Raw genomic sequence first — 26,080 nt, forward strand, 5'->3', positions numbered from 1 at the left:
GCCCGCTGCCCCACCTAGTTGCCTGAAAGGCTGAACTCTTCAAGCCACGCTTGAAACATAAGTACGTTCCATAGCTGCAGACCCCAATTGTGACTGCCCTTTTGATGCTGGTCCCACATCTGACGGATCAATGCCGGTTGCAGAAAACCCTCGCGTTTCAGTCGGTCAGGCGTGATCAACGCTTCGGCCCAGTCGCGCAAACCACCGCGAAGCCAGAGGCCGATTGGCACTTCGAACCCCATCTTGGGCCGTTCAATCAAATCTTTGGGCACATGGCGATAAAGCACCTGACGCAAAAGCCACTTGGATTTGCCGTCGCGGATTTTCATATTCAATGGCAGCGGCCAGATGAACTCGGCCACCCGGTGATCCAGAAGAGGAGCCCGGCTTTCCAACGCCACCGACATTGTCGCGCGATCCACCTTGGTCAGGATGTCGTCCGGCATGTAGGCCAGCATGTCCAGCTGCATCATGCGTTCGATGTCGGTAAGATCCCCCCGCGGCGGCAGGTGGTCAGCCAAGATCGACGGAGGGTTATTACCATTGATCACGGCAGCTTCAGGGAAGCGCCAGACCGACACCATCTTGCGATGTAACTCATCGACATTCCGGCTGCGCGCATAGTTTGCAATGCGGTGCATGCGCTGGCCATTGGGTTCCTTGCCTTGCGGTGTAGGCCGGATCGGCTCCATCACTGTGTTCAGCAAACTGGCGGGCAGCGAACGGATGGTTGCAGCGCCGAGGCTGCGCAATGGCTGGGGCAGGGCTCGCAGAATTTTGAGAAATCCCGCGCCTTGGCGATAACGATCATAGCCGCCAAAAAGCTCATCCCCTCCATCCCCCGACAAAGCGACCGTTACATGTTCGCGGGCCAGTTTGGCCACCAAATGGGTGGGGATTTGTGAGCTGTCGGCGAAAGGTTCGTCATACATCGCAGGCAATGCCGGGATCACGTCGCGCAGATCGGTGTCGGCTACGTAAAGCTCGGTGTGGTGAGTGCCAAGGTGCTGGGCAATTGCCTTGGCAAACTCTGCCTCATTGTAGCGCGCTTCATGAAATCCGATGGAAAAGGTGTGCACGGGACGGTCTGATAAGTGCTGCATCAGGCCCACTATGGTCGAACTATCAATGCCACCCGACAGGAAGGCACCAAGCGGCACGTCAGACATCATCTGGTTGCCCACCGCGTCCAAGAGCAGGGCCTCAAGTTGGTCAATCGCCTCCTTGTCCGTCGGTACAGGCTCCTTGGGCATGGAGGCCGCTGAACCCCCGTCCCAATAAAACCAGCGCCGCGGATCCGGTTGCGCATTTGACAATGTCGCCATCTCGCCCGGCCGCAGCTTCTGCACTCCAGAATAGATGGTGAGATCTTCGGGAACATGGCCATGGCGCAGCATTGCCGTGAGTGCATCGCGGCGCACCTCGCCATGGAAAGCTGGATGGGCGCGCAGGGCCTTGAGTTCGGAGCCAAAGAGGAAAACACCCCCCTGCCAGCCGTAATACAGCGGTTTTTCCCCAAGCCGATCTCGGGCCAACGTCAAAGAGCGATCCTTGCGATCCCAAAGTGCGATGGCGAACATGCCTTCGGCGCGGGCCAACGTATCTTCGAGGCCCCATGCCGTGATACCTGCAAGCAATACCTCGGTATCTGAAGTGCCGCGCCAAGACGGAGCATGGCCCGCCTGTTCCAAGTCTCGCCTCAGGGCCGCGTGGTTGTAGATTTCACCATTGTAAACAATTTGGTATCGGTCACATGCAGATGCCATGGGCTGGTGTCCCGCCGGCGAAAGATCGACGATGGCCAATCGCAAATGACCAAGGCCAACGCCGGCTTCGGGGTCGATCCAAAGCCCTTGACTGTCCGGACCACGGTGGGAGATAGCGTCCATCATCGCCCGCAGGTGCGGTTCAGATCGCGCTTTGACTTCTGCCTGTCCGGAGAACAAAAACCCGGTAATGCCACACATAACGAATTTGAAACCTTAAAAATCTAAAAATGCTTGAGACCCGCGTAGACGGTCGCAGGACCCATTAATTGATGTCATTGGCAGACAGAGCGCTGCGGCGGCAACCATTCAATGCAACACCTAGAACATTGGTGTTGGCGGCAACCTCCATTTCACAACGATCCAAGTTACGAAAGCGGGTTTGCTCGGCACGGGCGACGATCAAGGCGCAATCAACATGCTGCAAAAAGGCCAAAGCCTTGTCCGATGACAGAGCAGAAGGCAGGTCAAAGACCATGATGTCGGGGGCGTATTCGCGTTGCACCTCATCGAGAAGATCAACGGTTCGATCCATCATCAGAAAGCGTGTGGGGTCTCGTTCGGGATGAGGCGATACGGAAACCGCCACATTCTCGGTCACGCGGACAGCCTGTTTGGCAAAATCCACATTCCTAATAATCACCTCTGGCAGGCCATATCGCATCTTGAGATCAAAGAATGAATGAACCTCGGGCGATCCGAGGTCGAAGTCAAAGAGCATTGAGCGCATGCTTGATTGTCGTCCCAACCCGAGCGCCAGATTGCATGCCAAAGTCGTCTTGCCGCTGTTAGGTTCCGGCGATGTAATGGCCAGCCGGGTCCAACCGTTCTGTTCCATCTGTAGGACGATCTTAGTTCGTAGAATATCAAAAGGTGTGGCATCGGATGTTGCTTCACGCGAAACGATGCGATGGCGACGCAGCACAGCGGGGGCCAAGTCCACGCGCTGCAGTTCCTCCCACGCCGGAGTGGGATCATCTGCGGAAGAGCCCTTGGGCACTTGCTGCCGCCGCGATGTGACGGGGGCTGCAGTGGCTGGGCCACCGGTCTTTTGACGGGCGGTGCGGGCCTTTGAGAGGGCTGCCTGAAGCTTTTCCATGTGATGCTACCCTCTACACTCTCTGCTCATGCCAGCCCCAACTGGGCCAGAACCCGGTTTGCAATGATTTCCAGAGGCACAAGTTCGGTATGCACGTAATACAGAGCGGCTGGTACGCCCACGATGACGGCCGCCAACACTGCCAACTGCACGCTGCGGCGACGCCAACGTTCCGCCCTGCTATCCAAATATGGAATGACTCCAATCGGCATGATCTGAAACCGCGCCTGTAGTTCTGCCGGGTGGCGCACCTTTTGATTGAGAATTTCAAGGAGCACGAAATACGCCAGTGCCAGCCCCATGCCAATGGCGGCACCCATAGCTGCAATCCGCTTGCGCGGAGGTCCAGAGGGTTCCTGCGGCACGCTCGCGCCCTCAATCAGGCTGATCCGTTGACCTTGGGCGTTAATCTCGATCCGTTCTGCCATGCGCGCCTGGTTCAGGTTTTCAAGAACAGTGTTGTATCGGGCACGTGCGCTTTGCAGATCCCGGTCCAGCCGTTCCAGGGTTATGGAATTGGTGGCAGTGGCCGCAATCGCGAGGGACAGCCGCTCAAGCTCGTCGTTGACCCGTGTGATTTCCAGGTCGATCTGTTCTATGCGCTGATCCATCTCGGCTAGGGTGATATCCAGAAAAGACAGCTCGGTGTCCTCAGCCTCTTCACCTTCTCGGGGCTGGGCCCCTGCGATGCTACGCTCAAGCTGTTCAATTTGCCCGCGCAGCTGGATAACTCTTGGGTTTGACTCTGAATAAATTGTCAGCGCCTCTGCCAACTGCACGTCCAATTCTTGCACGCGTAGTTCTTCGGGCGAAAGTGTTCGACGGGTATCATTGCCAAGCCGACCTGTAGCCTCGAATACAGCGATCATTTCGCTACGCTGTCCGACAATTGCAGCGCGGTCTTGCTCCAATCGGCCCACACGCTCTTGCAACGTGGATTGACGATCCTGCCGATAGAGCAGGTCGTCCGGCAACGCATTCACGTTCTGGTTCTTGAATTCGATGATGCGGTTGGATTGCGTGTCTATCTCGGCCGCAAGCCGTTCCGACTCTTGTTCAAAGAAGGACAACGTGTTTTCCGCGCGCTCGCGCCGGAACGAGCTGTTGGCCTCGAGAACCAATGTCACGTAGTCGTTTACAACGTTGGCAGCAGTTTGCCCGTCTGAGGCCTCGAACGTCAGCGACATCAGCGTGGCCTGACCCCGCCCGCCGCTGCGAAAGATACGAGTGCTGTCCCGCATGCCTTGCACAACTCTGTCGGGGGTCAACGCGCTCATGTTGTCAAACACCTGATACTTTTGCGCGATCTCGACTAGGTTGGCGCGGGTCATCAGCTGTTCTTGAATAAGCTGCAACTGTTCAGCTGCTTCGGTCTGAACCATCGAGACCACCATCTCATCCGGGATTTGCGGCGGATCAACTTGCAGGCGGGCGGTCGATTCAAAGGTAGGCGGCAACTGAAATGCCGTTACAACAGCAAGGCATGAGCAGACCAGAAACAGGGCCATCATAGCCGGCATCCGGCGCATCAACAGTGACCAATAAAAGCGCAGCGGAAGGTTCATTCCGCGGCCTCCCCCGGGAGACCATCAGGCACCACGGCGTATCTACTGCTGGACAAAAAAAACGGACGTCCCGGCGCCGTAAGGATAACACCGTCTGCCAAAAGTTCGTCTACCAAGCGCTCATCCACGACAGTCGTTTCCGCGCTAACGGCGTAAACAAGGGAAAGATCGCATATCTTGTTGATTTCTCTAGGTATTCCGCCGCTGACGCGATGTATCGCTGTCATAGCTGCGTCAGTAAACTCTTCGCCCGTGCCGCCGACATGCTGCAAACGCGAGCGTATGTAGCTGCAACTGGTGTCATGATCCATCGGCTCCAGATGATAGCTGACCGACACACGTTGTGCGAATTGACGCAACTCGGGCTGTGCAATGACCTCCCGCAACTCGGGTTGTCCCAGAAGAACTAGCTGTAAAAGCTCATCCTTGCCCGAGTTGATGTTTGTGAGCATTCGCAACTCTTCGAGTGTCTCTGGCGACAGGTTCTGAGCCTCATCAATGATGAGCAGAACCGATAATCCCGCCGCGTACTGAGCCAGCACAAAATCCACAAATTGTTGGAACAGCGCGACATAGTCAGCTTGCGGTTCTGCAGGCTGATCGAACGCGTTCAGCACCCAACGCAGCAGCTCGCCTCTGCCCCCTTGGGCGTTGGAAATCAAACCAACAACTACATCGCTATGAACTTGCGAGATAAGCGCTTGTAACAAAGTGGTTTTTCCCGCGCCCACTTCTCCGGTCAACACGGTGATCGGCGCTTGGGTCATCAGCCCATATTCCAAGACGGAAAAGGCACGTGTATGCCCCCGCGACCAGAAAATAAAATCGGGGTCGGGCAACAGCGTGAATGGACGCTCCCGAAACTGGAAATGTTTGAGGTACAAATCCGTTTTCAATGGTCTACCTAAATAAATCAGCCTTATGCGACCAGGAAATCATCTCGCGCAGGAGCGTCTTTGTATCACTTGGTCCGCTAGAATTACAGTGTCATGCGGTACATTTACGACAAGTGTGGCATAGAACTACGGCAAAACCGGGGCTTTGTCATGCAGGCATCACACGCTTTCCCGCGCGGCGAGTGGATCGGGCTTGTTTTTACGGTGGCCCAGTACCCAATCATAAACTTCGATGATCTGCTTGGCCTTGGCTGGCCAAGTAAAGTGCGTCAGGACCCGATCTTGCGCGGCTTGCCCCAATTTGGGCAGTACGGTCGGGTCAGCCGCAATGGCTTCAAGTTGATTTTGAAGCGCCGCAATCACAACGGGCCGGTCATCGATCGCCACCTTGAAACCTGTCCCCGTGATAACCAACTCGCCGGGCCCGCCATAGTCGATAACAACGGGAACAACACCCAGTGCCATGGCTTCCAGCACGACGCCACCACCAAATTCACGGATACTTGGGAAGGTTAGAAGATGGGCCTTGGCCGCAATATCCTGAACCGTTTTGTGGTCAATCCAGCCATGAAAGGTAACTGCATCAGCAACACCCAATCGATCCACCAGTGCACGCACCTCTGGCATCATTGGTCCATCGCCAATCATATCGAGTGTCATGCGCCCATCTTTCAATAGCGGCGCGGCCGCTTCGACAAGCATGTCGGTCCCTTTGCAAGGGTCCATGCGGGCAATGAAACAGGCCCGCAACGGCAGTGTTCCCGGTTGCTCTGCTGTCTGGTTGAAACGTGCCGGATCAATCGCATTTTCCGGCAGATGCACACATTTATGGTGATGGGTTGTCGGGATCTCCCTCAAGGTGGATTGAGAGCCGGTGATGATCGCCGAGGCACTCTTCAGCATTGCTCGGCGTCCTGGGACAAGCCGGTATGTCCAGCGAATATAAGACAACCAGTCCCGTTCGCGCCGTCGTTCACGCTGAAATCCCTTTGGCCAAGGGACGCCACCATTCAACGGACCTACGACAAAGGGCACGCCCGCCTTTGCACATTTTGGTGCCAGCGAACTGTTGGCTGATTGAGACAAGGGCGTGACACGGTGAACCACATCATACTTGCCCGCCATTATATCTTGCCCAAACTTCTGCCAAACCAAACGCTCAAAGTAAGGATATGTCACCGCTGCGATCGCCGTCGTTCCAGACCAGCCCAGCTTAATTTTTTCGGACAAGGCATACATCGGGCGCGCCAAAGCTTCGGTATCAATCGCGGTGAAATCGATACCTTCTTCCCAACCTGCGCGCACAATTGCATCCCGGTTGCGCACCTGGGTCACAAGATGAGCATCAACGGCGTCACGCAAAGCCGATGCAAGCGACCAGCCAACCAAAGGCACACTCGTCCATTCTGGATTGGCCGCTTCGGCAATCACTAAAACTCTGTGTTTGCGTTCCATCTCATACCCACCTTTTGAATGCTTGGGGAACGCACGGGCAGTGCAAGTCAAAAAACTCAATCCAAATACTTGGTTTTGGTGGCACAAATCGGATTGTACGACAAGAGGGCTGCGCAGATAGGCGAGCACGGGGGGGCGGAGGTGCAGGGCATGTGTTCGTCAATCGTGCATATCCTTCCAACGGAAGACGGTCTCAATCAGCGCATTTTCAGGGCTGCTCAGCTTCGTATCACCAACGGAGTAAACTGATTCGATTGGCCGAGGGCGTTCACAGAAGCTCTCAGAAACTCAATGCTTCGCTCACAACCGCGCGTAGCATTTAACAATCTCAGGTAGGAAATGCCGACGCTTCCCACACTTTTCGCCTCCGATGATTCAACCAAAAAGAGAAAAGTCACGCTTAATCAGCTATTTGTAAGATTGCGCATTAGATGCAAAGCATGTTAAGCATCGGTTAATAAGTCGGTTTGGACGACGTTAGAAGCGTCCAGTTTTTATGAAGTGGTACAGAAGTTATGATTTTTGACCTGAGTAACAGATTGAGCGCGTGTGTGTTTTCAGTCGCTTTGGCATTTGTTGGTTCCACCGCCGGTGCGACGACAATTAATTTCGACGTTAATGAGTATTACACGAGCGGAACCAATACCTACACAAGCACAGACGGCTCGGTCGACGTGGCGGTTGACGGCGTTCGCGTGAACCGATTTGGCACGATCACGAATACCGAAAACTACTGGACGTCCAGCTGGGATGGTCCCGGCGATAATGGCGGTCTCGGTGTTTATGATTGCCGCTGGGCGAACTCGTGTCTGGACAACAGCCAAATCGATGGCGCGGGCCCCGACGAATTCGCACTCCTCGATTTTGGTGACCTGATAGTCCAGATCACGTCCATCACGTTCTCGTTTTGGGACAACGACGATACGTTCGCTTACGGCGTATACGAAGACACGGCTGTCCCTTCGACACCTGTAGTGTACGAAGACAATCTGGGTGGAGGCGCTAACAACCCTTACACTTTCGCGTTCGGCGAAGGTGAGTTGGTAGGATCCATCATCGGCTTTGGCGTCGACAGCTGGAATGATAACTTCCGCCTGCAGAACATAACGTTTGATCTGGTATCGGCTGTGCCGTTGCCCGCTGGCGGTCTATTGATCCTGACCGGTTTGGGTGGTTTGGCACTTATGCGTCGGCGGCGCACCATCACGGCGATAGCCACGACCTGAACTGGGTAAAATTCGAAAGACTTTGGGCCAGCCTCCACGCTGGCCCTTTTCTTTTGTGTGCCAGTCTTTTTTGATGCTGTGACGCGCAGTGCCGACTCTGAGAATGCAAACTGTGTTTTCCTAGGTTTGCCACAATCTCTGCATTCGAGTGATGAACGCCTCTGTGAAGTTGGTCAGGATTTGGAAACGGTTTGCATCTCAGGTAAGGCGATTTGCATCAAGTGTCTGACGCGTTGAACTTCCGTTCTCTCAAAACAGTGTTCCAAAGCAAAATCACGAGAGAGCACTGCCATCTGCGCAACTTCATCCCGCGCTACGTGCAGCTCAGCAACCTTTTTGGCCAAGGCATCGCTGTCTTGCAGAGGAACGCTCCAACCTGCACCTGACTTGCGCAAAACACCTGCCCAGGCTTCATTGTCATAGCCGACGATGGGTGTGCCGCAGGACATGACCTCTGGGTAAGTGCTGGATGGATCCCCTTGCGGGTGGCAGCAAATGAACAAATCTGCTTCCTCGCGCAGGAATGGAACCCAACCCGTCCTGAAATCCATGGCGGGCCGTAGTCGTATGCTCGGATCACCCATGGCGGAGACTTCGTTTTGCAATGACTCTTGCAAAGGCCCGCTACCCACAATGTCCAGCGTGAAGGGGATGTTCAATTCGCGTAACGCACGGGCCACCTTGGGAAGGTCCTGGACACCTTTCATCGCGACAAGGCGTCCGCCGAACACCAGGCGCAAGGGATTACCCTCTTTAACCCGCTTCGCTTTGGCGGCCAGATCGTCCTCTGATATGACGTGGGCATTGCGCACACGGTTATCAAAGAAAAGATGGGCGTCTGGAACCAATGCTTTGTAGTGATCATAGGTGGGCGTTCCACTGCATTGCAGTCCCGCAGCGTAGTTGCGAAGTATGTGAACGCGCGTTTTTTCAGCCTGCCGAATCCATAGCTTGCGTCGCACCCGCAACACTGGGTTGGTTGTGGTTGCATCCACGATCTGCGCTTCTGTTTTGGGTGTGTATTCACTGGTGAAAACGATCGGCACCTGCATTTGGTGGCACAGTTCGGCGGTTTCAGCCTCCTGCGGCGCCAGGTGCGCCAACACAGCCGTTACGTTCTGTAGTCGGCGGACCAAATCCCCGGCCGCCGTCGGCCGTCGTTCCAGTGTTGGGGGCGAGACATTCAGATCAACTTCAACCAAATCCATCTCGGCATTCGGCGTTTTGTCCACGGTGATCAACGATGTTACTTTGCCGGGCCAGAGTTTTTCAAACTCTGCAACACCGTCCAGGTACTTTTGGGTGAGGAAGAGCGATCCATTCTCGTCCTCATGTGCGGCGAGGCTGGGCAGTAAGATCAATTCTGGTTGCGGGATCACGCGCATGGCACCAAGTCCAAAATGCGTTTCATCTCGTCAAGATTGACGGTGAATCCATCTTCTGCCGGATGTCCAACCACGAAGGCAAACCCAAGTTCCAGCCGGTCGGCAAACTCCTTGTAAGGCAGCGCAAATCGATCCGGTGGCTGGATAACCACAAGTGTTCCACTGTCTGCCAACGTATACATGGTATGGGCCAGATGACTTCCTTCAACGCCGATGATGACAGGCGCATTAAGCAAACGCTGCGCAATCTCTTCAGCAGTCAGTTTTACTGGTTCGACAATGTCAAAGCCCAACTTAGTGAGGAGCTGTTCCAAGGCGGCCTCATTCGCCACCACGCGCTGCTCTCCAGTTGCCCCACGCTTGAGATAGACCCCTGTGGGTGTGCTTCGGTCTGATCCCTTGAAATAGTCCTGCACCCTTCGGCGCAGTTCCCTATAGCGCGCTTCCTTTGAACTGTTCTGGGAAAAGTCCGAATATACTGTCAGTTCGCTGATCCGAGCTGCAGCTGTAAGAGGTGGTCTGGGTAGAGATAAAATCTTGCGGTAACCGGCCTCATGCTCATACGCGTTGGTGTTAACTGTAATGCCTGACGCGCCTTCGGGTGGCAAAAGGCCCAGGGGCAGTTCATCGCGTATGTAGCTGCCAAAATAGTGACTGCCGGCCCATTGCGACATCATGTGGGCCGACTTGAGTTTTTGGGCGTGACCAGCTTCGTTGGCAAACAGACGCTCTTCCCCAAACCCCGGTTGAGCCTTGGCTGCTCCGCAATAAAGAAAGGCACCGCGCAGGTCTACATCCTCGATCATGTATGCACGCGTTGCTGCATGTTCCGCTTGTCCGCCTTTGACGAGAAACCACTGTCTTTCCCAATCGCACCAGGGCGAGATCCCTGTGACCCGGTCCATTGACCCGTCAAGGTAAATGGCAGGCGGAACTTCTGCCGTTTCTGCCGGGCAGATTTCCCAGCTACGACTGGCTTGTGACAGCAAATCTTTCGCTTGGCGCGCCATTAGTCGCCTGATGCCCCATTTCAGATAGGGCGTATTCAGCCGCATGTGTTGCAAATGCAGGCAATGATCCTGTCCTGATCTGTCGGCGCCAAGTCAGGGTATAGCGGCAGGCACAGCACTTGTTCTGAAGCCTGTCGAGCGTTCTCCAACCCGTCGAGCGACACGTCAGAATACATCGGTAGATCTGCCAGTAAGGGATAAAAGTAGCGCCGTGCTTGGACGCCGATGTCTTGCAGTTTCTGATACAGGATATCCCGCGACATCGGGTACTGCTGCCCCACAAGGATGGGAAAGGAGTAGTAGTTTAGGCCGGCGCGATTGGGCGGACAAACGCAGGTAACGCCCGGAATCCCTGACATCTGATCCCAATACCTCTGCGAAACTCCTGCTCTTTTCTCAATGTCACTGGCCACGTAGGGCAATTGCGCCAAGCCGAGAGCGGCATGGAGCTCGCTCATTTTGGCATTGAGCCCCAATGCTTCAATTTGCGTTTCATCTACGATGCCATAGTTGCACAGTCGGTCGATCAACTGCTTGGTTTTGGCATCATGCGAGATGATGGCGCCACCTTCAAAGGTGCTGAAGACCTTGGTGGCATGAAAGCTGACGACTGAAAGATCGCCATGACGTAGCAAGCTACCGCCTTCGTCAACAGCGCCGAAGCAGTGCGCCCCGTCATACATCACGGGGATATTGTGGCGTGCCCCAATCTCGGCCAACGCTTCGACATCACAAGGGTTTGCATAGCAATGCACCGGGAAAATGGCGCGGGTGCGCGGGGTGATACGCCGTTCGACATCTTTGGGATCCAGATTCAGCGTTACAGGATCGATGTCGGCAAAGACCAGGTCGAAGCCGACCCAGCGGGCCGCATGTGCCGTTGCCACAAATGAAAAGGCCGGGGTAATAACCTCGCCTTGATCAATGCCCAAGCTACGCAGCGCAACCATGCAACCCAATGTGGCATTCGCCACAATGGAGACATGCGGCACATCCAGATAACGTTCGAGTTCGGTTTCAAAACGCTGCAGTAGGGGGCCGCGATTGGTCAAAAAGCGGCTGTCCCAAATCTCCTTCAAAAGATCCTCAATATCATCGCGCGGCGGTAAGGTTGGACGCGTGACATACAACGGGTCGTGAGGCACAATCATTCCTAATCACTACAACTTTAATCAATGCTCATAATAGTATAACTTTCCGAATTCGCGGGCGAGACAAATTTTTGTACCCGGACGGTTTGGGAGGTGCAGTTCATCAAATGTCATTCCGTGGCTCATTTTATCTGACTAGATGTGGCGCCACGCTTGCCGAGAATTGATCGCATGACGCCGCGGACTGTTGTTTTCAGGTGTGCCGCAGCCCAATTGAAACCTTCACATTCTGAGAAGCCTTCATTGTCGACGAAGCTCTACTGGACTTCCCGATGGTTTCCCACACTGAAGCCAAGGCCTTGAAACATATGTTGGGTGCTTGGTAGTGCGATTTATTGCACATCTACGCGCGTTCGTAGCCTACGACAGCCCCATTTATTGGATGTCGTACTGTACAAATAGCAAATTAGATTTGGCGCGGGAAGGTCCGCTTAGCTGAGCCTCGTAAGATTTGGATTATGCTATTCATGCGGCTTACGTCAGACGGCAAGCGCGTGGACGGCTCACCCACGCGCATAAACGTCTTCGTAACGGATGATATCGTCTTCCCCCAAGTAACTGCCTGTTTGCACCTCAATCAGCACCATAGGTACTTTGCCTGGGTTTTCCATACGGTGCTTGGCGCCAAGGGGAATGTAAACAGACTGGTTCTCGCTCACCAACTTGACGTCGTCATTGATTGTCACCTTGGCGGTTCCTTCGACGACAATCCAATGTTCGGACCGGTGATGGTGGCTTTGCAGGCTCAAGGCGGCGCCGGGATGGACATGGATGCGTTTGACTTGAAAGCGCTGGCCGATGACAAGGCTTTCGAACCAGCCCCAAGGGCGGTGGTCTTTTGGGAAAGTTGTCGCCTGTAAGGCTTGTTTCGCCTTCAAGGCAACCACGGCCTCCTTCACATCTTGGGCCCGGGATTTGTCGGCAACAAGTACCGCATCCGGCATTGCCACCGCGACGATGTTGTCGAGGCCGATGCCCACAAGTTCGAGCGTTTCGACTTCGGAGCGCAAAAGCGTGTCGCGGCATTCGATGGCGGTGGCGCCAGCCGATACGGCCACGCCGTCCGCATCAGGGCCGGTTTCGCGCCAGACAGCGTCCCAACCACCCAGGTCGGACCAACCAGCTTGAAACGGGACAACACTCAGATTGTCAGCGCGTTCCATGACGGCATAGTCGATCGAGATCTCCTCGGCCTTCGCCCAAGGCTCGGGTGCGAGGCGCAAAAAACCAAGATCAGGCAGCGCCATTTCACAGGCTGCGCGCACAGGCGCAATGAGCGAGGGTGCATGCGCTTCGAATGCGGCAATGATATCGGAGGCGCGAAACAGAAAAATCCCGCTGTTCCAAAGGTGCCGGCCGTCCGCCACCATTGCAGTCGCACGTTCGGTGTCAGGCTTTTCGACAAATCGGGTGAGCGACACCGGCGCGTCCCCCTCTGGAATTGAGGCCAACTCCAGATACCCGTACCCGGTCTCTGGATGTGTCGGAGTAATGCCAAAGGTCACCAGTTGCCCATTTTGCGCAGGACCTGAACCGATTTCTACAGCCTTGCGAAATGCATCCGCATCCGGAACAACATGGTCCGAAGGCGCCACCAACATCAACGCAGCTGGATCGTTTGCCGCCACATGGAAGGCCGCAGCCAGAATGGCGGGCGCGGTGTTGCGACCCTCGGGCTCAATTAAGATCGCGCCGGGGTCAATACCGATTTCGTGCAACTGCTCGGTCACGATAAAGCGAAAATCCGAGGCCGTGACCGCGATGGGTGCTGCAAATTTCGGGCCAGAAAGACGCCGAGCAGAGGCCTGAAACAAGGTCTCCTCACCCAGAATTGCAGCAAACTGCTTGGGATAAGACTTGCGGCTCAGCGGCCAAAGGCGCGTACCGGAGCCGCCGCAGAGTAATACAGGGGTAATCATGCTCTGTCCTCTGGAGTTGAGTACACTGGAAAAGACATCATGCAATTCCTTTCGCCAAAGCAGCTTTCCCTTAACCCGCCGCTTTCAACTTGAGCAGATCCTGCAGGTGTTCCTGCCGCTCGCCACCCACATAAGTATTGTAAGCGGGATGCTCGAACAGGTGTGCGTAGTAAATCTGGAACCGATAGGCCAAGTGATCAAAGCTCAGCAGGTTCTGGTTCCGATGAATTTTCACCGCATCCTGTTGCGCGTTGAATTCGTTGATCGCAAGGATCTGACCGTTGTGGGGCCCATACATCTCGGTTTCGGAGCCAAGCACGTCGTCAAAATACATGAACTGGCGCGGCAAAAAGGCGTCAGGATGTGACTTGATCTTGTCATACAGGCGGAAGCTCTCCCGGGTCGACGACCAGTAGTCGGTATCGTTGAAGATCGCACCGATCGGTGCTGGGTTATATTCCTCTATGAACCCGTCGATGCTGTCTCGGATGTTGCCCAACACCAGCTTTGCTTGCGGGACCCGCGCCTTGAGCGCTGGCACATCCATCCGGTACTGCGCGGCTGCGAACCAATAGGGCAAGTCGGCCTCGCCTTCGGGGTCTGGCATGCCTTCGCCAGTATCAAACCCATAGCAGTCGACCGTAACCCCGGTCATTTTTTTCACTTCTTCGGCGAATGCGCACATGTAGACCAAGCCGTTGCCGCCCGCGACGCCAAATTCGATCGCCGAAATTCGGTCGTGTCCCAGTCGCACGGCCAGCTCCGCCGCCTTGAGCATGCAGTAAGAATAGTGCGGCCGCTCCACGATCTGCATATCCATCTTGAACGCGGTCGAATACTTCATGAAACCGTCTGTTGCGCGCACCATGGCGCGGACCGGTAACGCCAGCAGGGAACGCTGGAATTCCGGAGATACCAAAAAGCTGCCAATAAGTTTCTTCATTACACTGTCCCAATGCTTTTCTTTAATGTGATGTGACCGGGTCTGTCGCTTCTATGTATTCTTGAACGGATCCCGGTAGCGTCCCAGCTTTTGCTTCAGGACCGCCCACAAGAAGGGCGGCTCGTGCACCACGTAGCGGTGAAAGCGGGCGCGGGGTTCCTTTAACAAGCGGTATAGCCATTCAAACCCCCATTCCGTGATCCAGACGGGCGGGCGGGCGAATGTGCCGCTTTCATAATCGATCGTGCCGCCAAGCGGCAGCCACAGTTTCACGCCGGGCATGCGATCACGATACTTCATTATGAATTTCTCCTGCCGCGCCCCAGCCAGACCCACCAAGCACACCGTGGCACCGCTGTCATTGATGGCGGCGATCATGCGGTCGATCTCTGCCGGATCCTCGTCAAAGGCAAAGGACGGGCTGTCAGTGCCCACGATCATCTCGCGTCCCACCTTTTCATTGACGTTCTTGGCGGCCAGCTCGGCAATGCCCGGTTTGCCGCCGCAGAGGAACACGGTCATCGACGGGTCATCGGCGTAGCGCGTGTAAAATTTCGGAAAATAGTCCGAGCCAGACACCCGCTCGCCAACGGGTGTGCCCAGCCATTTCGTTGCAAAATACATGATCTGACTGTCGCACGTAATCACGTCGAACTGATCCAGCAGATCATAGAATTCACGATCTTGCTGTAGCTTCATGATCATGTCCACATGCAAGGTCAGCATGACCCCCTCGCGAAACTGCTTGACCAGATCGTCCATGGAAACATCATGCACCCACGCATTCAGCATCGGTACGCGTTTCATCTGTCCAAGGCCCTGGTTTGTATCCATGCTGCGCCCGTCCGCCATCACACTGCCTCGCCCATGTACCGATCCACCAATTCTTTCGTGCCACGGATGTTACCAGCGGAAGATGCGCCAAAGACAATGCTTTCGACGCCAGGCAGTTCGGAAATCCAGTGGATCGCTTCATCTGCAGGGATTGCGCCAGACGCATAGACAGACATGGCCACCGCGCGCACCCGTCCCGATTTCAGAGCGTCGAGATAGGCGTCAAATCCCCCCGACATGCGAAAACCGATCTTGTTGATGTTGGAACATATGATCGGTTGTTCGATCCCTTCCTTTTCCAACGCATCCAAAAGGGCGGGCATGTTCATGGTGATGTAAGCCGGTTCCACCCCCCAGCTTTCCCGCACATGATCATCAAAAATCTTGAAGGCCCGGGTGAACCCCATTCCAAGCAGCAGATCGGTAAAAACGTTCTGGATAAAGACCACAGGAGCTTTCGTGCCCTCGAACATCTTCATTTCCATGTCGATCAGCACCTTCGAGATACCGTCAACCTCTTTCGTGGCGAGCGCCTTGCCACCTGCCAGTGCCGTGGACAGAAGACCGTCCTTGGGCATGAACTCTCGCAGGGCACCTACCATTCCATGCTCGGTCACTGCATTGGCGTATTTATGAGCGTAAGGCATGCAGGGATAGAACTGGAACTTGTCGTACTTCACCGGGTCCGCTTTGACCCGTGCTGCAACTTCTGCAATGCGGTCGTGGGTCGTGCACATGAACGTGTGGATGCCGGATTCATAGGCAGTGTCCAGCACTTCCATGATCGCGTCGGTCTTTTGAAACCGCATGGCCTGGGCACGGGCCTTTTCTTCGGACATGTGGTTGATGCCGAAAAACTGGTTGTCGCCAAACAAAAGCTTATCCATTGCGCTACCTCCCGAACCAGCTGCGTTTCTTCACCGCCTGAGGCGCAGCTGCGCGCGCTTCGCCCACGGGCATGCCGGTCTCGGAGTTTTCAATGATCATCGCCATGGTTTTGTCTGTTTGTGTGGCCGAAGCAAAATCATTTTCGCGCGCCACCGTTTCACCTGCCTGTATGGCGCCGACGAATTCATCAATCTGGGCAGAGTATTCTTCTCCGCGCAAATAGAACCAACGATCTTCAGTCAACTCGGTGGTGTATTTCACAGTCCAACCCGCGCCGTAGCCTTCCAGCCCATCTACGGGTTTACGCAGATAGGTCTGGCATTCCTGCCGATCCGCATACAGGCGCCCATTCGTGCCGATCAGACTGATCTTGGTGGACATTTTGCGATGACTTTCATCGGACCAATTCACCGACAGCTGTGCCGTCGGTCCGTCGTTCCAGCGCAGAGTTGAAAAGACCTCGTCGTCCGTTCCTTCTGAAAAAACCTGCCCAAGATGGGATCCGATCACCTGATCCGGTGTGCCGAAAAACCAGTTCAAAAGGTTCAGTGGATGAGCAGCGTAATCATAAAGGCACCCGCCACCTTCCGCTTTCTCGGTCCGCCATGTTGCCTTCTTCGAACGCAGGACAACCGGGCCATAGGCCTCTGCCAACACGTGGGTGATGCGACCGATGGCGCCCGCCTCGATCAAGCGCTTCATCTCGCCAAAGGCACCGACGTAGCGATAATGATAGCCCACTTGGGCAACGCGCCCCTTGTCCCTTGCCAAGTCTGTCAGGCGCTGGCTGTCCGCCCAATTCAGACAAAATGGTTTTTCACAGAAAACATGCAGACCCGTGTCCAATGCTGCCTTGGCCATAGGCGCGTGCAGGCGCGACGGCGTAGCAATCACCACCGCGTCCAGCGGCTCTTGCGCCAGCATGGCGTCAAAGTCCTTGTAGATGGGTGTTTGGATGTTCTTGCCAAGCACATCAACCATGAAGCCCGCCCCATCACAGGCAACCGACTCCACGTCCGGGTGTGCATTGACCATGGAAAAATGGCTCAGACCCATCTTACCCAGTCCAACAACGGCAACCTTGAGTTTTTTCAAAACCTTGCCTTATCTCTTTGTTCAAAATTCAAATAAAATATACGCATAAAATGGAGCGCTGTTGACTTAGTATACGTATCTGCCATTCGCACGGCCATGCAACTGTTATTGGTCAGTTTTATGGCCACAACATGAGCTTTGCGGGGCACCGCGCCGCGAAACCAGTCACCTTGTACGTTAAGTTCTTCCCTGAGAAGGGCGCCCCAGACAAGAACGATCCAGCAAGAGAAACCCTCGGACATGCGATATAGCATGTGTCGCGCGACTATCGCGTTGCAGCTTAAGACACCCGTTTCTGACCCCACAGCACTTTACAAAGCACCGGTTCAGGCCTGATCCAGCGTGTTAAATAGAGAACATATATCCAAGAAACTCCATTATTGAGAGCAAACATGCTTTTCAGAATGAGAATCTGGCCCTACGACATTGGGTAACGAGCATGGTCCGAACCGGGAACCAACCTGTGACGCGCATCATTTTATTCATTTCGCTGGCGCTGGCCATCGTATTTAGCACTTTGTCCGCGGCCGACGCGCAAAGCAACTATCGTGTGCGTACGGGCGATACGCTGGAAATTCAGGTGCTCGAGGATCCGAGCCTGGACAGATCAGTTCGGGTGCTGCCGGATGGCCGCTTCACATTCCCCTTTGCAGGAACCCTGCGCGCAGCGGGGCTGACCATCGCTCAGATTGAGCGCAATATTCGCATCGCTATCTCCAGTAACTTTGCGACCGAACCAAACGTTTTCGTATTTGTGGTACCGGAAGAGCGCGAGCCGCTCGAGCCACAGACGATCAACGTCTATCTACTGGGTGAGTTCAATACGCCGGGTTTGGCCGAAATGCCTCCCGGAACCACCATTTTGCAAGCGCTGTCCATGGGTGGCGGTATGACACGGTTCGCTGCTGTCAAACGCCTTCAATTGCGCCGCACAGATCATAAAACGGGCATCCAAACGGTCCGGAAAATCAACTACAAGGCCCTGGCCGAAGGGGCTGCATTGAGCAACGATATCGTGCTGAAGGACGGGGATGTTATTCTTGTACCAGAAAGGCGCTTGTTCGAATAACGCCCGCGAACAGGCTGACAGAGGCAAGGCACGATATTGGGCGCGCCTTGTAGGGACGGGTTCCATTGGTGTTTGTGCGCTGGCGTTTGCCGGCCAGGCCCAGGAGCTGCCTGAGAGCGCTCAACGTATTTTCCTCGATCTCCGCACTGGCTTGGAATGGTCCGACAATCCTGACCTGGGTGTCACCGGCGACAGCCGTCTGATCAACCGTACGCGTTTGGACTTCTCACTCGAGCGGCGCACATCAATCGATACGTTGACCTTGGGAGTCGGCGGCGATCTGGTTTTTGGCGACGACACGGACGAAACGTTGGAGAACTCGGACGCGCGGCTTCGTTGGGACCGGGATGTCGGACGGTCACGCATCGGGCTTGGCGTGACTTTGGAAAATGCGGAACTGGACAGCACAAGCTTTGCCACGGGCGAGAGCGCGGACAGCGTGGATTTTGACACTTTCGACGGCGGCAACCGCCGCAGTACCCGGTTCGACCTGGAAGGTGCATTTGGGATTGAGAGCCCGCTGGGCGCATCTTACCGTCTGTCGCAGACCAGCATAACCTATGAGGATACCGACGACCCCTCTCTTTTGGATGCAGATGTGACCGACCTTAGTTTCTCGGTTACGGCCGCCGTGGATCAGACGACAACTGTCGGTCTCATTGGCAGCTTTTCTGATTTTGATGAGAAAGGGGCAGGGGCCCTTGACACACAGTCTGTTCGATTGGGCGGTGAACTGCTCTCGGATATCACATCAACCCTTGCAGGACGCTTCGCGCTGGGATGGCAAGAGACTGAAGAATCCGGCACCACGACAACCCGTACTGACGGTGTCTTCGCCGAAGGGGAACTCACCTGGACCCGTCCCAATGGCACGGTCGGATTGGTTTTAGACAGCCCCATTGACGTCAATGGTCGACGCACGACTGTGCAATTTCAACGTACGCTCGAGCTGCCGCGCGGCGGCTTCGGCTATTCGATTGGCCTGTCTCGTGCCGACGAACTTGGCACCCGGCCTCTTTTTGGTTTGAACTGGGAATACCAGATGCCGCGCGCCACATTCACGGCCGACCTCTCTCAGACACCTACAACGACGCGAGACAACGTGGAAACGATCAACTCGGTGCTCAGTCTCAACCTGAACCAGCAGCTCACATCCCGAAGCAGTCTGGATGTGTTGTTTTCCCTCCGCGATGCTGATGAAGAAGGTGTCGGGGCAAGCGACACGCGCCGCGTCGGGCTTGATCTGACTTATCGACACGACTTGGCTCAGGACTGGGATTTAGTGGGGCAGTTTTCTACCGTTCGCATCATTGAGACAGGCAGTGCCGATCGCGACGCCAATACGCTCTTCCTGGGATTGGAAAAGCGGTTTGGTTGGAACTAGGCAGAGCGCATCGTGCCATTGAAGGATCACGCCATGGCATCGAAGGCCCTTGTCCTGCCCCGTATTGCATATCTGACCGGGCTTTATCCGCTCGTTTCACTAACTTTCATCGAGCGGGAAATCGCAGCCTTGCGGGACTTGGGCGCTGAAATTCATACGGTGTCCGTGCGCGAAACCGCGGAAAGCCAGCATAGCGGCGCAGAGGGGCGCGCAGCAGCAGCCTCGACTCACTACCTGCTGCGCGAGGCCAAGAACCCGTTGAAGCTTTTCCAAGCGCAACTGCGGCTCTTTAAAGAACCGGCGCGTTACTTTACTGCTTTGCGCACCGCGTGGCGCCTGCGCAATCCTGGCCTGAAGTCGATGCTCTACCAGGTGATCTATTTTCTGGAAGCAACGCTTATGGCTGATTTCGTTGACCGGAAGGGCATCGGCCATATCCACAGCCACTTTGCCACCAACGGCACCATGGTCGCCCTGCTGACCAAAGAGCTGACCGGCGTGCCCTACTCGTTCACCCTGCATGGTCCTGTTGACCTCTTTGAACCCGAAGGACTTAAGTTGGGTGCAAAGGCCGAGAATGCTGCGTTTGTCGCCGTGATCAGTCACTTTGCACGTTCGCAACTGATGCTGTTTGTTGATCAGACCCACTGGGACCGGTTCCGCATCATCCATTGCGGTGTGGATCCCACCCTCTATGCCGATGCTCCTGCCTTGCCACAGAACGCAGATGGGTGTCGTCTGCTTTTTGTTGGACGCCTTGATCCCGAAAAAGGGGTCCACGTGCTGTTCGAGGCGTTGGACGATCTGATGCCTACCCATACGGGTGTAACACTGACAATGGTGGGTGACGGTCAGGATCGGGCCAAACTGGAAGTCGCCGCAGCACGGTTCGGTGATCGTGTTCGCTTTACCGGTTATCTGGATCAGGCTGGCGTCGCACAGGCGCTTGCAGATCATGATGTACTGGTCTTGCCCAGTTTCTCCGAAGGTCTGCCCGTGATCCTGATGGAGGCCCTTGCAAGCGCACGCCCGGTGGTGACCACTCAAGTGGCCGGAGTTGGCGAGCTGGTCCGGCACGGGGAAACTGGACTTATCGCCCCTCCGGGAGACGTCCAGACCCTTCGCCGCCATTTAGAAACCATCATTGTCGACAGCGCTCTGCGCGCGCGTATGGGTGCAGCTGGCCCTTCCGTGATCGCTGCCGACTTCGACGTAGCACAAGAAGCAGCGCAGCTCGCCAACCTGATCGCAGGAAAGTTGGGCGAAAATCCGCGCCATACGGATACGGATTCGACCTGAATTGCGGCAGAATTCGGCCTTGAGGCCCACTAACTAGCAAAACCTCGCCGAAACTGTGCGACTTCATCCGTCGTGAGGCAACGTCGACTTGCCCGGACCATTCAGTGCCGTATTACAGCCACAATCTCGAACTAAAAAAAGCACGTTTGAGTAGTAACGGTTAACGTAGGGTCAGAGCAGTATCTGACAGAAAACAGCGCATCGCCGGCTGATGCCGACGCGGTGTGCAGGAAATCGGGGTTTGCCTTTGCAAGCCCCCGGGACACTTTTGCCGGTCGCTAAGGCACTGGCTTGGATACGAAAAGAGGCACCGATGCCGCTGACAGTTACAACGCAAACGACCGCTGAAATCTCTGGCGGCCGCACTACAACATTGCAACCAGAGAACTTCGACACAGCACAGTCGATTTCAATCATTGATAGTCCCGACCACGGTCGGCTGACGGTCAATCCAGACAATTCTCTGGCGCTGGTGATGACCGAAACGGATTACACCGGTTCCCTCGACTTTACTATCGAGGTGACCGATGCAAGTGGTGCAACCTCGCAGCAGACGATTTCGATGAATGTTGTGCAGGGCAGTCAAGCCGCCGGTTGGGCAACCGGCGCCAACCACTACATGCTGGAAACCGATGATGACAGTGAATTGGTCATCGAAACAGGCGACAACCACCGCGAAGTTTATGTCACCGGGTCATCCGACGCTCTGAGTATTGCCGACATTGCTTCTGCAGAAGGGCTGCAGACATGGCAGATCAACGCACAATGGCTGGCAGACAACCCTCAATACGGGTCGAGCGCGGATACGGCGTTGGACATGGATGCCGCCATGATGCTTTGGGGGGAACTGGTCGGCACAGGGTCCGAGCCATCGTCCAACTGGCTGCGTTTCGAGGCCGGGTATACCTATCAATCGCGCGGTGAAGACATCTCTACCCGCGGCATGCAGGGCGAAAGCCCGCTGCACCCTATCGTTATCACTTCCTATGGCGAAGGCGCGCAGCCGGTCATAGAGGGCGACATTTACTTTATCGCCAATGATTTCAGCAACATAGTCGTCCACGATCTGCACTTCGTGGATACTGTTCTGGTGGCTGGTCCTGGCGATCAAAGCAACAACGTGATCTTCGATTCCGTCACCGGCACCGAGGAAGGCGCGCTTGTTGTGCAGAATGTTGACAGCTTTACTCTGCGCGACTCCAACTTCTATAACCTGAACCCTGACGAACCGGTGCACGGTGGTACCTGGCACGCATTCGATGACCGGGTTCAAGGCATCTATGCCCAAGGTGGCGTCGGCCTTTTGATCGAAGGCACGCGCTTTACCGAGATTGGCTGGGAAGACGGCTACGCATACGACCGCAGTGCGGACTCTCCGCAAGCGCCCGGCATGTTCAGCCACGCCGTGTACGTTCAGAATGACAACCTTGATGTGACGTTCCGTGACAACATCATGGGTCAGGCCGCATCCTTTGGCGCTCAAATTCGAACCGGTGGCTTCGTCGAAGACAACCTGTTCTTTGACAACAATGCTATGCTCAATGTGCTCGGTGGGGGCGACGGTGGACCAATCGGGCACTACTCGCTCGTCCAAGGCAACGTGGTGACGGATGCAGGGTATCGCGACGCGGTAACGGCGGGTGCCTTGTCATTGGGGATCGACAATCAAGGATATCAAACGGCCCTGATCGGAAACATCGTGGCCCATTTGACCGATCCTGAAGCCCCTTGGGAACTCGACAGTCACTTCTACAACAACGGTGGGCTGAACAATCAGCGGGCTGCGTTCTTTGACGACACCGTCGTCTACAATTGGTTCAGTGGCGAAGACGTCCTGTATGACCGCGAAGAGTCTCATGAGCGAAACGTGGATGGCCTTGATCGAGATGTTCTGGATCAGACTACCATGAATAACTTGGCTCGCATGCTCCTCAACGACCCCAATGCGACCACCGATGACCTAGTACAATGGATCCAGGTCAACGAAGTCACCGCAGACGAACTCAATGCCTTTTTCCAGGCGGCCTTTGGTATTCTTCCGGACAACCGCGCCGACGCCCGCGAGGTGCGTTTTATCCCTGATGAACGAGGCGATGGTGTGCGTTGGGACAACCGCCTTAATTGGGACAGCGGCGACATCGCGGGAAGCGTTGCGGGCGACAGTGTAGATCTTGGCGGTAATCTCGTGATCTATGGCGGCACTCAAACCGTTTCTGCGCTCGACATGGGTGACAATGGTCGTCTTGAGGTTTCAAGCGGTCGGCTGACGGTCACCGGGCAGGCCACATCCGGTGCATCGGGTGCCGAGATTGACATTACCGCCGCCGGTCAAGTCTGGCTGGGAGGTTATTCAAGCCAAGGCGTCCTGAGCGTCACACAAGATGGCGGGCGATTTGCCAATACGGGTTTGGTTAGCGGCAATGTCGACCTTGTTATCGAAAGTGGCCAGGCAATCCTGAGTGCTGACGGCGGAATTTACACGGTTGGCGGGAGCGGTGAACTTGTGATCGATGGTGCGGACGCGTTGGTCGGCTTTGACGACGACGATGGCGATCTGGGTGTGATCCGCTTTGATGCGGGGGCTGATTTGACGATTGCCAGTGACGCATCGGGTCTGGGCCGTATCGCTGAATTCCGATCTGGCGCGTTTGGAGACAACCCAAATGTGACTTCCCGCATCGAATTGGGCGACCTGGACCTGACCGTGGATCTGACTCAAGCTTATATTGACAATGGCACGTACATGCTGATGAGCGCGGATGAGATTGTAGGCAGCTTGGGCAGCTTCGATGTGACAGGTCTGGGCGGACGCAGCGCCACTATCACGGTGGACTACAACACAGATGAAGTTTGGCTTGAGCTTGGTGCCGGGTCTGGCACGTCAATTAGAACAATCGGGCAAGACGATGCCCCCAACATTGTGATTGGTCTGGACAGCGACGGAGCTGATGAGAGCAATGGTGGTCGAGGCCTCGACACACGAGGCGAGGATGGTGGAGCAGACAGGTTTGTCTTCTTGCAAGAAGCAGGTGAAAAGGTCTCTGACGTCGAGATCAGCGACGAAAGATCCGTTATGGATGCCACAGAGACTGGCCTTGCGCCCGCCGGGGAAATGATTTTCTCAAGCGACAATGCGCCTGACGCGATTTCAGGCTCCTACAAGCAGGCTGTTTTTTCCGACATGTCTATGATCGAGATGCAGAAACAAGCGGGTGCGACTTGGGAGTGTCACGACGATTGGCATTGAACCCAAAGACGCTCCAAGCGTCTTGATAAAAGCCATGGGGCCGCGACACGAGAGTGTGCGGCCCGCCCCTTGCACTTGATACAGGCTACTTGGAGGCAGGCCGCCTTTCTTTGAAGTCCAACACACCCCCACGGCCCCTTGCAGTATTTGGTGCGCCGGTTTGCTAGAAGAATATGACGTCAAGAGTCCAACGAGCTAACTCTTCCAAAACGCATCAGGCTTGCAAAAAACCCCTTAAATTCGGGCCTCACACCCAACGGATGATGGTAGCCGCGAGGGTGATTTTGGAGAGGAAGGCCTTGGGACAGTGGTTGTATCGAGTTGAAACCCGCCGCCAGTCTTTCAATCGGCCAAACATGATCTCGATACGATTGCGTCGCTTATACCTTCGCTTGTCATATCGCGCAGTTTTGGCCCGAGAGTGTCGACCGGGGATGCAGGGACGTATGCCTTTGTCGTGCAGGGCCTCACGGAACCAGTCGGTGTCGCGGCCACGATCCCCAAGTAGCCAGTCTCGCTCGGTAAGCTGCTCAGCAATGCTCACGCACTGGTGTAGTCGCTGACCTGTCACGCCGTGACGAAGACGCTGATCCGGTGGCCATGACTGTCACAGACGGCATGGAGCTTCGTGTTCTTGCAGCCCTTGGTGCGCCCAATCAGGTGCCCACGCGCCCCTTTTGACGCCCATACTGGTCGCGGTGCGGTGTGTCGCAAGATAGGGTGCATCAATCATGATCGTTTTTTCCTCGCCGTGCTTGGCGGCCAAGCCTATCACGATCTGGGCAAAGACACCTTTCTCGCTCCAGCGCTTGTATAGGGTCTTGTGGCCCCACAGTCTTTAGGTGCATAGCGCAAACGTAAGCCATTGCGATCGTAAAGGATAATGCCGTTCAAGACAGGCTTGCCATCTACACGTGGTCTGCCATGGGCTTCGGGAAATAGAGTTCCAAACGCGCCATCTGCTTATCGATCAGCCAGAAAAGGTTGCCCATATCACCGCCCGCTTTTGGCCGGTGGATCATGCCGTAATGCCAAAATCAATGAAGTCTGATCATATTATTCAGTCAGGCTGAATGCCTATTTCACGTAAATGTTTTGAAGCAGCAATGGGGTTGGAAACTAGAAGTAGCTCCGGACTAGACTGCCAGCGATGAGCTCCCAACCATCTGCAATGACAAAAAACGCTAACTTGAAGGGCAAAGAGACAATCGCAGGAGGAACCATCATCATCCCCATACTCATCAGGACAGCTGCAGCAACGAGATCAATAATCAAAAATGGCAGGAAGATCAAAAAACCAATCTGAAATGCACGGGATATCTCCGACAGCAAAAAGCTCGGGATCAATACTGATAAAGGCGCGTCCGGTTCGAGGGCGACACCTTGCGTATCAGGTCGCAGATCGGACATTGCAGCAAACGTATCGGCATCAAGTCGAGCTGCCATAAATGCACGAAATGGTTCAAGCGTGCGCACAAATGCGACGCCAGGATCAATTTGTTCGTTCACCAGCGGTCCCAAACCATTTGCCCACGCTTCGGAAAAGACTGGCTCCATAATGAAATACGTCAGGAAGAGGGCCAGACTGACAATCAGCATATTTGGAGGGGATTGTTGCAGTCCAATCGCTTGGCGAAGGATGGATAAAACTGTCACCAGAAATGGAAAGCAGGTAACCATGATTGCGAGGCCCGGAGCAAGGCTCAAGACTGTGATCAAGGCAATCAGCTGCAGTGTCCTTGCACTCAGAGATGTATCGTCTCCAAGCGAGATGGAAACATCCTGCGCACCTGCAGCGACTGGAAAAAAAAGCAAAAGTAGGATGAGGAGGGCGCGCCCAACCATTCGT

19 protein-coding genes and 1 pseudogene are annotated in these 26,080 nt (G+C 55.2%); 5 read left to right on the top strand and 15 right to left on the bottom strand.

Annotated elements, in window-relative coordinates; genetic code table 11:
* Positions 1 to 14: 14 nt before the first annotated feature.
* From asnB to Q1A51_RS19285, 5 genes are all read right to left on the bottom strand, one after another.
* Positions 15 to 1,967 (bottom strand): asparagine synthase (glutamine-hydrolyzing), encoded by a 1,953-nt coding sequence (gene asnB / locus Q1A51_RS19265; RefSeq protein WP_299601334.1) that lies wholly within the window; start codon positions 1,965 to 1,967, stop codon positions 15 to 17.
* Positions 1,968 to 2,031: 64 nt separating this feature from the next.
* Entirely contained in the window at positions 2,032 to 2,865 is an 834-nt protein-coding gene (locus Q1A51_RS19270; protein ID WP_299204277.1) for a CpsD/CapB family tyrosine-protein kinase, read from the bottom strand.
* Between the two features lie 26 nt (positions 2,866 to 2,891).
* Positions 2,892 to 4,430, bottom strand: coding sequence for a hypothetical protein (locus Q1A51_RS19275; protein ID WP_299601337.1), 1,539 nt, complete (start codon positions 4,428 to 4,430; stop codon positions 2,892 to 2,894).
* Positions 4,427 to 5,326: an AAA family ATPase gene (locus Q1A51_RS19280; protein ID WP_299601339.1), complete on the bottom strand. Its 900-nt coding sequence runs from the start codon at positions 5,324 to 5,326 to the stop codon at positions 4,427 to 4,429. The genes Q1A51_RS19275 and Q1A51_RS19280 overlap by 4 nt, the downstream gene beginning before the upstream one ends.
* A 159-nt stretch (positions 5,327 to 5,485) precedes the next feature.
* Positions 5,486 to 6,781: a glycosyltransferase family 4 protein gene (locus Q1A51_RS19285; protein ID WP_299601341.1), complete on the bottom strand. Its 1,296-nt coding sequence runs from the start codon at positions 6,779 to 6,781 to the stop codon at positions 5,486 to 5,488.
* Between the two features lie 566 nt (positions 6,782 to 7,347).
* Here Q1A51_RS19285 and Q1A51_RS19290 point away from each other — a divergent pair.
* Positions 7,348 to 8,007 carry a VPLPA-CTERM sorting domain-containing protein gene (locus tag Q1A51_RS19290; RefSeq protein WP_299601343.1) on the top strand — a complete coding sequence of 220 codons (660 nt, stop codon included), beginning with the start codon at positions 7,348 to 7,350 and terminating at the stop codon, positions 8,005 to 8,007.
* 173 nt (positions 8,008 to 8,180) lie between these two features.
* Here Q1A51_RS19290 and Q1A51_RS19295 read toward each other — a convergent pair whose 3' ends face one another.
* The 8 genes from Q1A51_RS19295 to Q1A51_RS19330 form a co-directional block, all read right to left on the bottom strand.
* Complete coding sequence (locus Q1A51_RS19295; protein WP_299601345.1) at positions 8,181 to 9,059, bottom strand: glycosyltransferase; 879 nt, start codon at positions 9,057 to 9,059, stop codon at positions 8,181 to 8,183.
* A gap of 323 nt (positions 9,060 to 9,382) precedes the next feature.
* Positions 9,383 to 10,447 (bottom strand): glycosyltransferase family 61 protein, encoded by a 1,065-nt coding sequence (locus Q1A51_RS19300; RefSeq protein WP_299601347.1) that lies wholly within the window; start codon positions 10,445 to 10,447, stop codon positions 9,383 to 9,385.
* Entirely contained in the window at positions 10,438 to 11,553 is a 1,116-nt protein-coding gene (locus Q1A51_RS19305; RefSeq protein ID WP_299601350.1) for a DegT/DnrJ/EryC1/StrS family aminotransferase, read from the bottom strand. The genes Q1A51_RS19300 and Q1A51_RS19305 overlap by 10 nt, the downstream gene beginning before the upstream one ends.
* Positions 11,554 to 12,056: 503 nt before the next feature.
* The gene (locus tag Q1A51_RS19310; protein WP_299601353.1) at positions 12,057 to 13,472 is read right to left on the bottom strand and encodes a mannose-1-phosphate guanylyltransferase/mannose-6-phosphate isomerase; all 1,416 of its coding nucleotides are present in this window, start codon (positions 13,470 to 13,472) and stop codon (positions 12,057 to 12,059) included.
* A gap of 70 nt (positions 13,473 to 13,542) precedes the next feature.
* Positions 13,543 to 14,415 carry a hypothetical protein gene (locus tag Q1A51_RS19315; RefSeq protein ID WP_299204251.1) on the bottom strand — a complete coding sequence of 291 codons (873 nt, stop codon included), beginning with the start codon at positions 14,413 to 14,415 and terminating at the stop codon, positions 13,543 to 13,545.
* Between the two features lie 51 nt (positions 14,416 to 14,466).
* On the bottom strand, positions 14,467 to 15,249 hold the full coding sequence (locus tag Q1A51_RS19320) for a WecB/TagA/CpsF family glycosyltransferase (protein WP_299601355.1): 783 nt from the start codon (positions 15,247 to 15,249) through the stop codon (positions 14,467 to 14,469).
* Positions 15,250 to 15,266: 17 nt separating this feature from the next.
* Positions 15,267 to 16,136 carry a hypothetical protein gene (locus Q1A51_RS19325; RefSeq protein ID WP_299204245.1) on the bottom strand — a complete coding sequence of 290 codons (870 nt, stop codon included), beginning with the start codon at positions 16,134 to 16,136 and terminating at the stop codon, positions 15,267 to 15,269.
* 4 nt (positions 16,137 to 16,140) lie between these two features.
* Positions 16,141 to 17,232: a Gfo/Idh/MocA family oxidoreductase gene (locus tag Q1A51_RS19330; protein WP_299601358.1), complete on the bottom strand. Its 1,092-nt coding sequence runs from the start codon at positions 17,230 to 17,232 to the stop codon at positions 16,141 to 16,143.
* A 463-nt stretch (positions 17,233 to 17,695) separates the two neighbouring features.
* Between Q1A51_RS19330 and Q1A51_RS19335 the strand changes: the two genes are divergently transcribed.
* The 4 genes from Q1A51_RS19335 to Q1A51_RS19350 all read left to right on the top strand — a co-directional run bounded on the left by Q1A51_RS19335 (position 17,696) and on the right by Q1A51_RS19350 (position 24,231).
* Entirely contained in the window at positions 17,696 to 18,301 is a 606-nt protein-coding gene (locus Q1A51_RS19335; protein WP_299204239.1) for a polysaccharide biosynthesis/export family protein, read from the top strand.
* The gene (locus tag Q1A51_RS19340; protein ID WP_299601360.1) at positions 18,264 to 19,685 is read left to right on the top strand and encodes a hypothetical protein; all 1,422 of its coding nucleotides are present in this window, start codon (positions 18,264 to 18,266) and stop codon (positions 19,683 to 19,685) included. The genes Q1A51_RS19335 and Q1A51_RS19340 overlap by 38 nt, the downstream gene beginning before the upstream one ends.
* Before the next feature lie 33 nt (positions 19,686 to 19,718).
* Complete coding sequence (locus tag Q1A51_RS19345) at positions 19,719 to 20,984, top strand: glycosyltransferase family 4 protein (RefSeq protein ID WP_299601362.1); 1,266 nt, start codon at positions 19,719 to 19,721, stop codon at positions 20,982 to 20,984.
* Between the two features lie 313 nt (positions 20,985 to 21,297).
* Positions 21,298 to 24,231 carry a hypothetical protein gene (locus Q1A51_RS19350; protein ID WP_299601364.1) on the top strand — a complete coding sequence of 978 codons (2,934 nt, stop codon included), beginning with the start codon at positions 21,298 to 21,300 and terminating at the stop codon, positions 24,229 to 24,231.
* A gap of 247 nt (positions 24,232 to 24,478) precedes the next feature.
* Here the strand turns inward: Q1A51_RS19350 and Q1A51_RS19355 are convergent.
* Positions 24,479 to 25,223, bottom strand: a pseudogene (locus Q1A51_RS19355) (IS5 family transposase).
* 127 nt (positions 25,224 to 25,350) lie between these two features.
* Positions 25,351 to 26,076, bottom strand: a complete 726-nt coding sequence (gene fliP, locus Q1A51_RS19360) for a flagellar type III secretion system pore protein FliP (protein ID WP_299601367.1) — start codon at positions 26,074 to 26,076, stop codon at positions 25,351 to 25,353.
* Positions 26,077 to 26,080 lie beyond the last annotated feature (4 nt).

Source organism: uncultured Tateyamaria sp. (genome assembly GCF_947496075.1).
GTDB lineage: Bacteria > Pseudomonadota > Alphaproteobacteria > Rhodobacterales > Rhodobacteraceae > Tateyamaria.

Bases quoted from the DNA above. Each gene is read 5' to 3' on its own strand.
- fliP (WP_299601367.1), bottom strand. From the start codon at position 26,076: ATGGTTGGGCGCGCCCTCCTCATCCTACTTTTGCTTTTTTTTCCAGTC.
- Q1A51_RS19275 (WP_299601337.1), bottom strand. From the start codon at position 4,430: ATGAACCTTCCGCTGCGCTTTTATTGGTCACTGTTGATGCGCCGGATG.
- Q1A51_RS19305 (WP_299601350.1), bottom strand. From the start codon at position 11,553: ATGATTGTGCCTCACGACCCGTTGTATGTCACGCGTCCAACCTTACCG.
- Q1A51_RS19345 (WP_299601362.1), top strand. From the start codon at position 19,719: ATGGCATCGAAGGCCCTTGTCCTGCCCCGTATTGCATATCTGACCGGG.
- Q1A51_RS19300 (WP_299601347.1), bottom strand. From the start codon at position 10,447: ATGCGGCTGAATACGCCCTATCTGAAATGGGGCATCAGGCGACTAATG.
- Q1A51_RS19350 (WP_299601364.1), top strand. From the start codon at position 21,298: ATGCCGCTGACAGTTACAACGCAAACGACCGCTGAAATCTCTGGCGGC.
- Q1A51_RS19340 (WP_299601360.1), top strand. From the start codon at position 18,264: ATGTTATTCTTGTACCAGAAAGGCGCTTGTTCGAATAACGCCCGCGAA.
- asnB (WP_299601334.1), bottom strand. From the start codon at position 1,967: ATGTGTGGCATTACCGGGTTTTTGTTCTCCGGACAGGCAGAAGTCAAA.
- Q1A51_RS19320 (WP_299601355.1), bottom strand. From the start codon at position 15,249: ATGGATACAAACCAGGGCCTTGGACAGATGAAACGCGTACCGATGCTG.
- Q1A51_RS19295 (WP_299601345.1), bottom strand. From the start codon at position 9,059: ATGCAGGTGCCGATCGTTTTCACCAGTGAATACACACCCAAAACAGAA.
- Q1A51_RS19310 (WP_299601353.1), bottom strand. From the start codon at position 13,472: ATGATTACCCCTGTATTACTCTGCGGCGGCTCCGGTACGCGCCTTTGG.
- Q1A51_RS19315 (WP_299204251.1), bottom strand. From the start codon at position 14,415: ATGAAGAAACTTATTGGCAGCTTTTTGGTATCTCCGGAATTCCAGCGT.
- Q1A51_RS19325 (WP_299204245.1), bottom strand. From the start codon at position 16,136: ATGGATAAGCTTTTGTTTGGCGACAACCAGTTTTTCGGCATCAACCAC.
- Q1A51_RS19285 (WP_299601341.1), bottom strand. From the start codon at position 6,781: ATGGAACGCAAACACAGAGTTTTAGTGATTGCCGAAGCGGCCAATCCA.
- Q1A51_RS19270 (WP_299204277.1), bottom strand. From the start codon at position 2,865: ATGGAAAAGCTTCAGGCAGCCCTCTCAAAGGCCCGCACCGCCCGTCAA.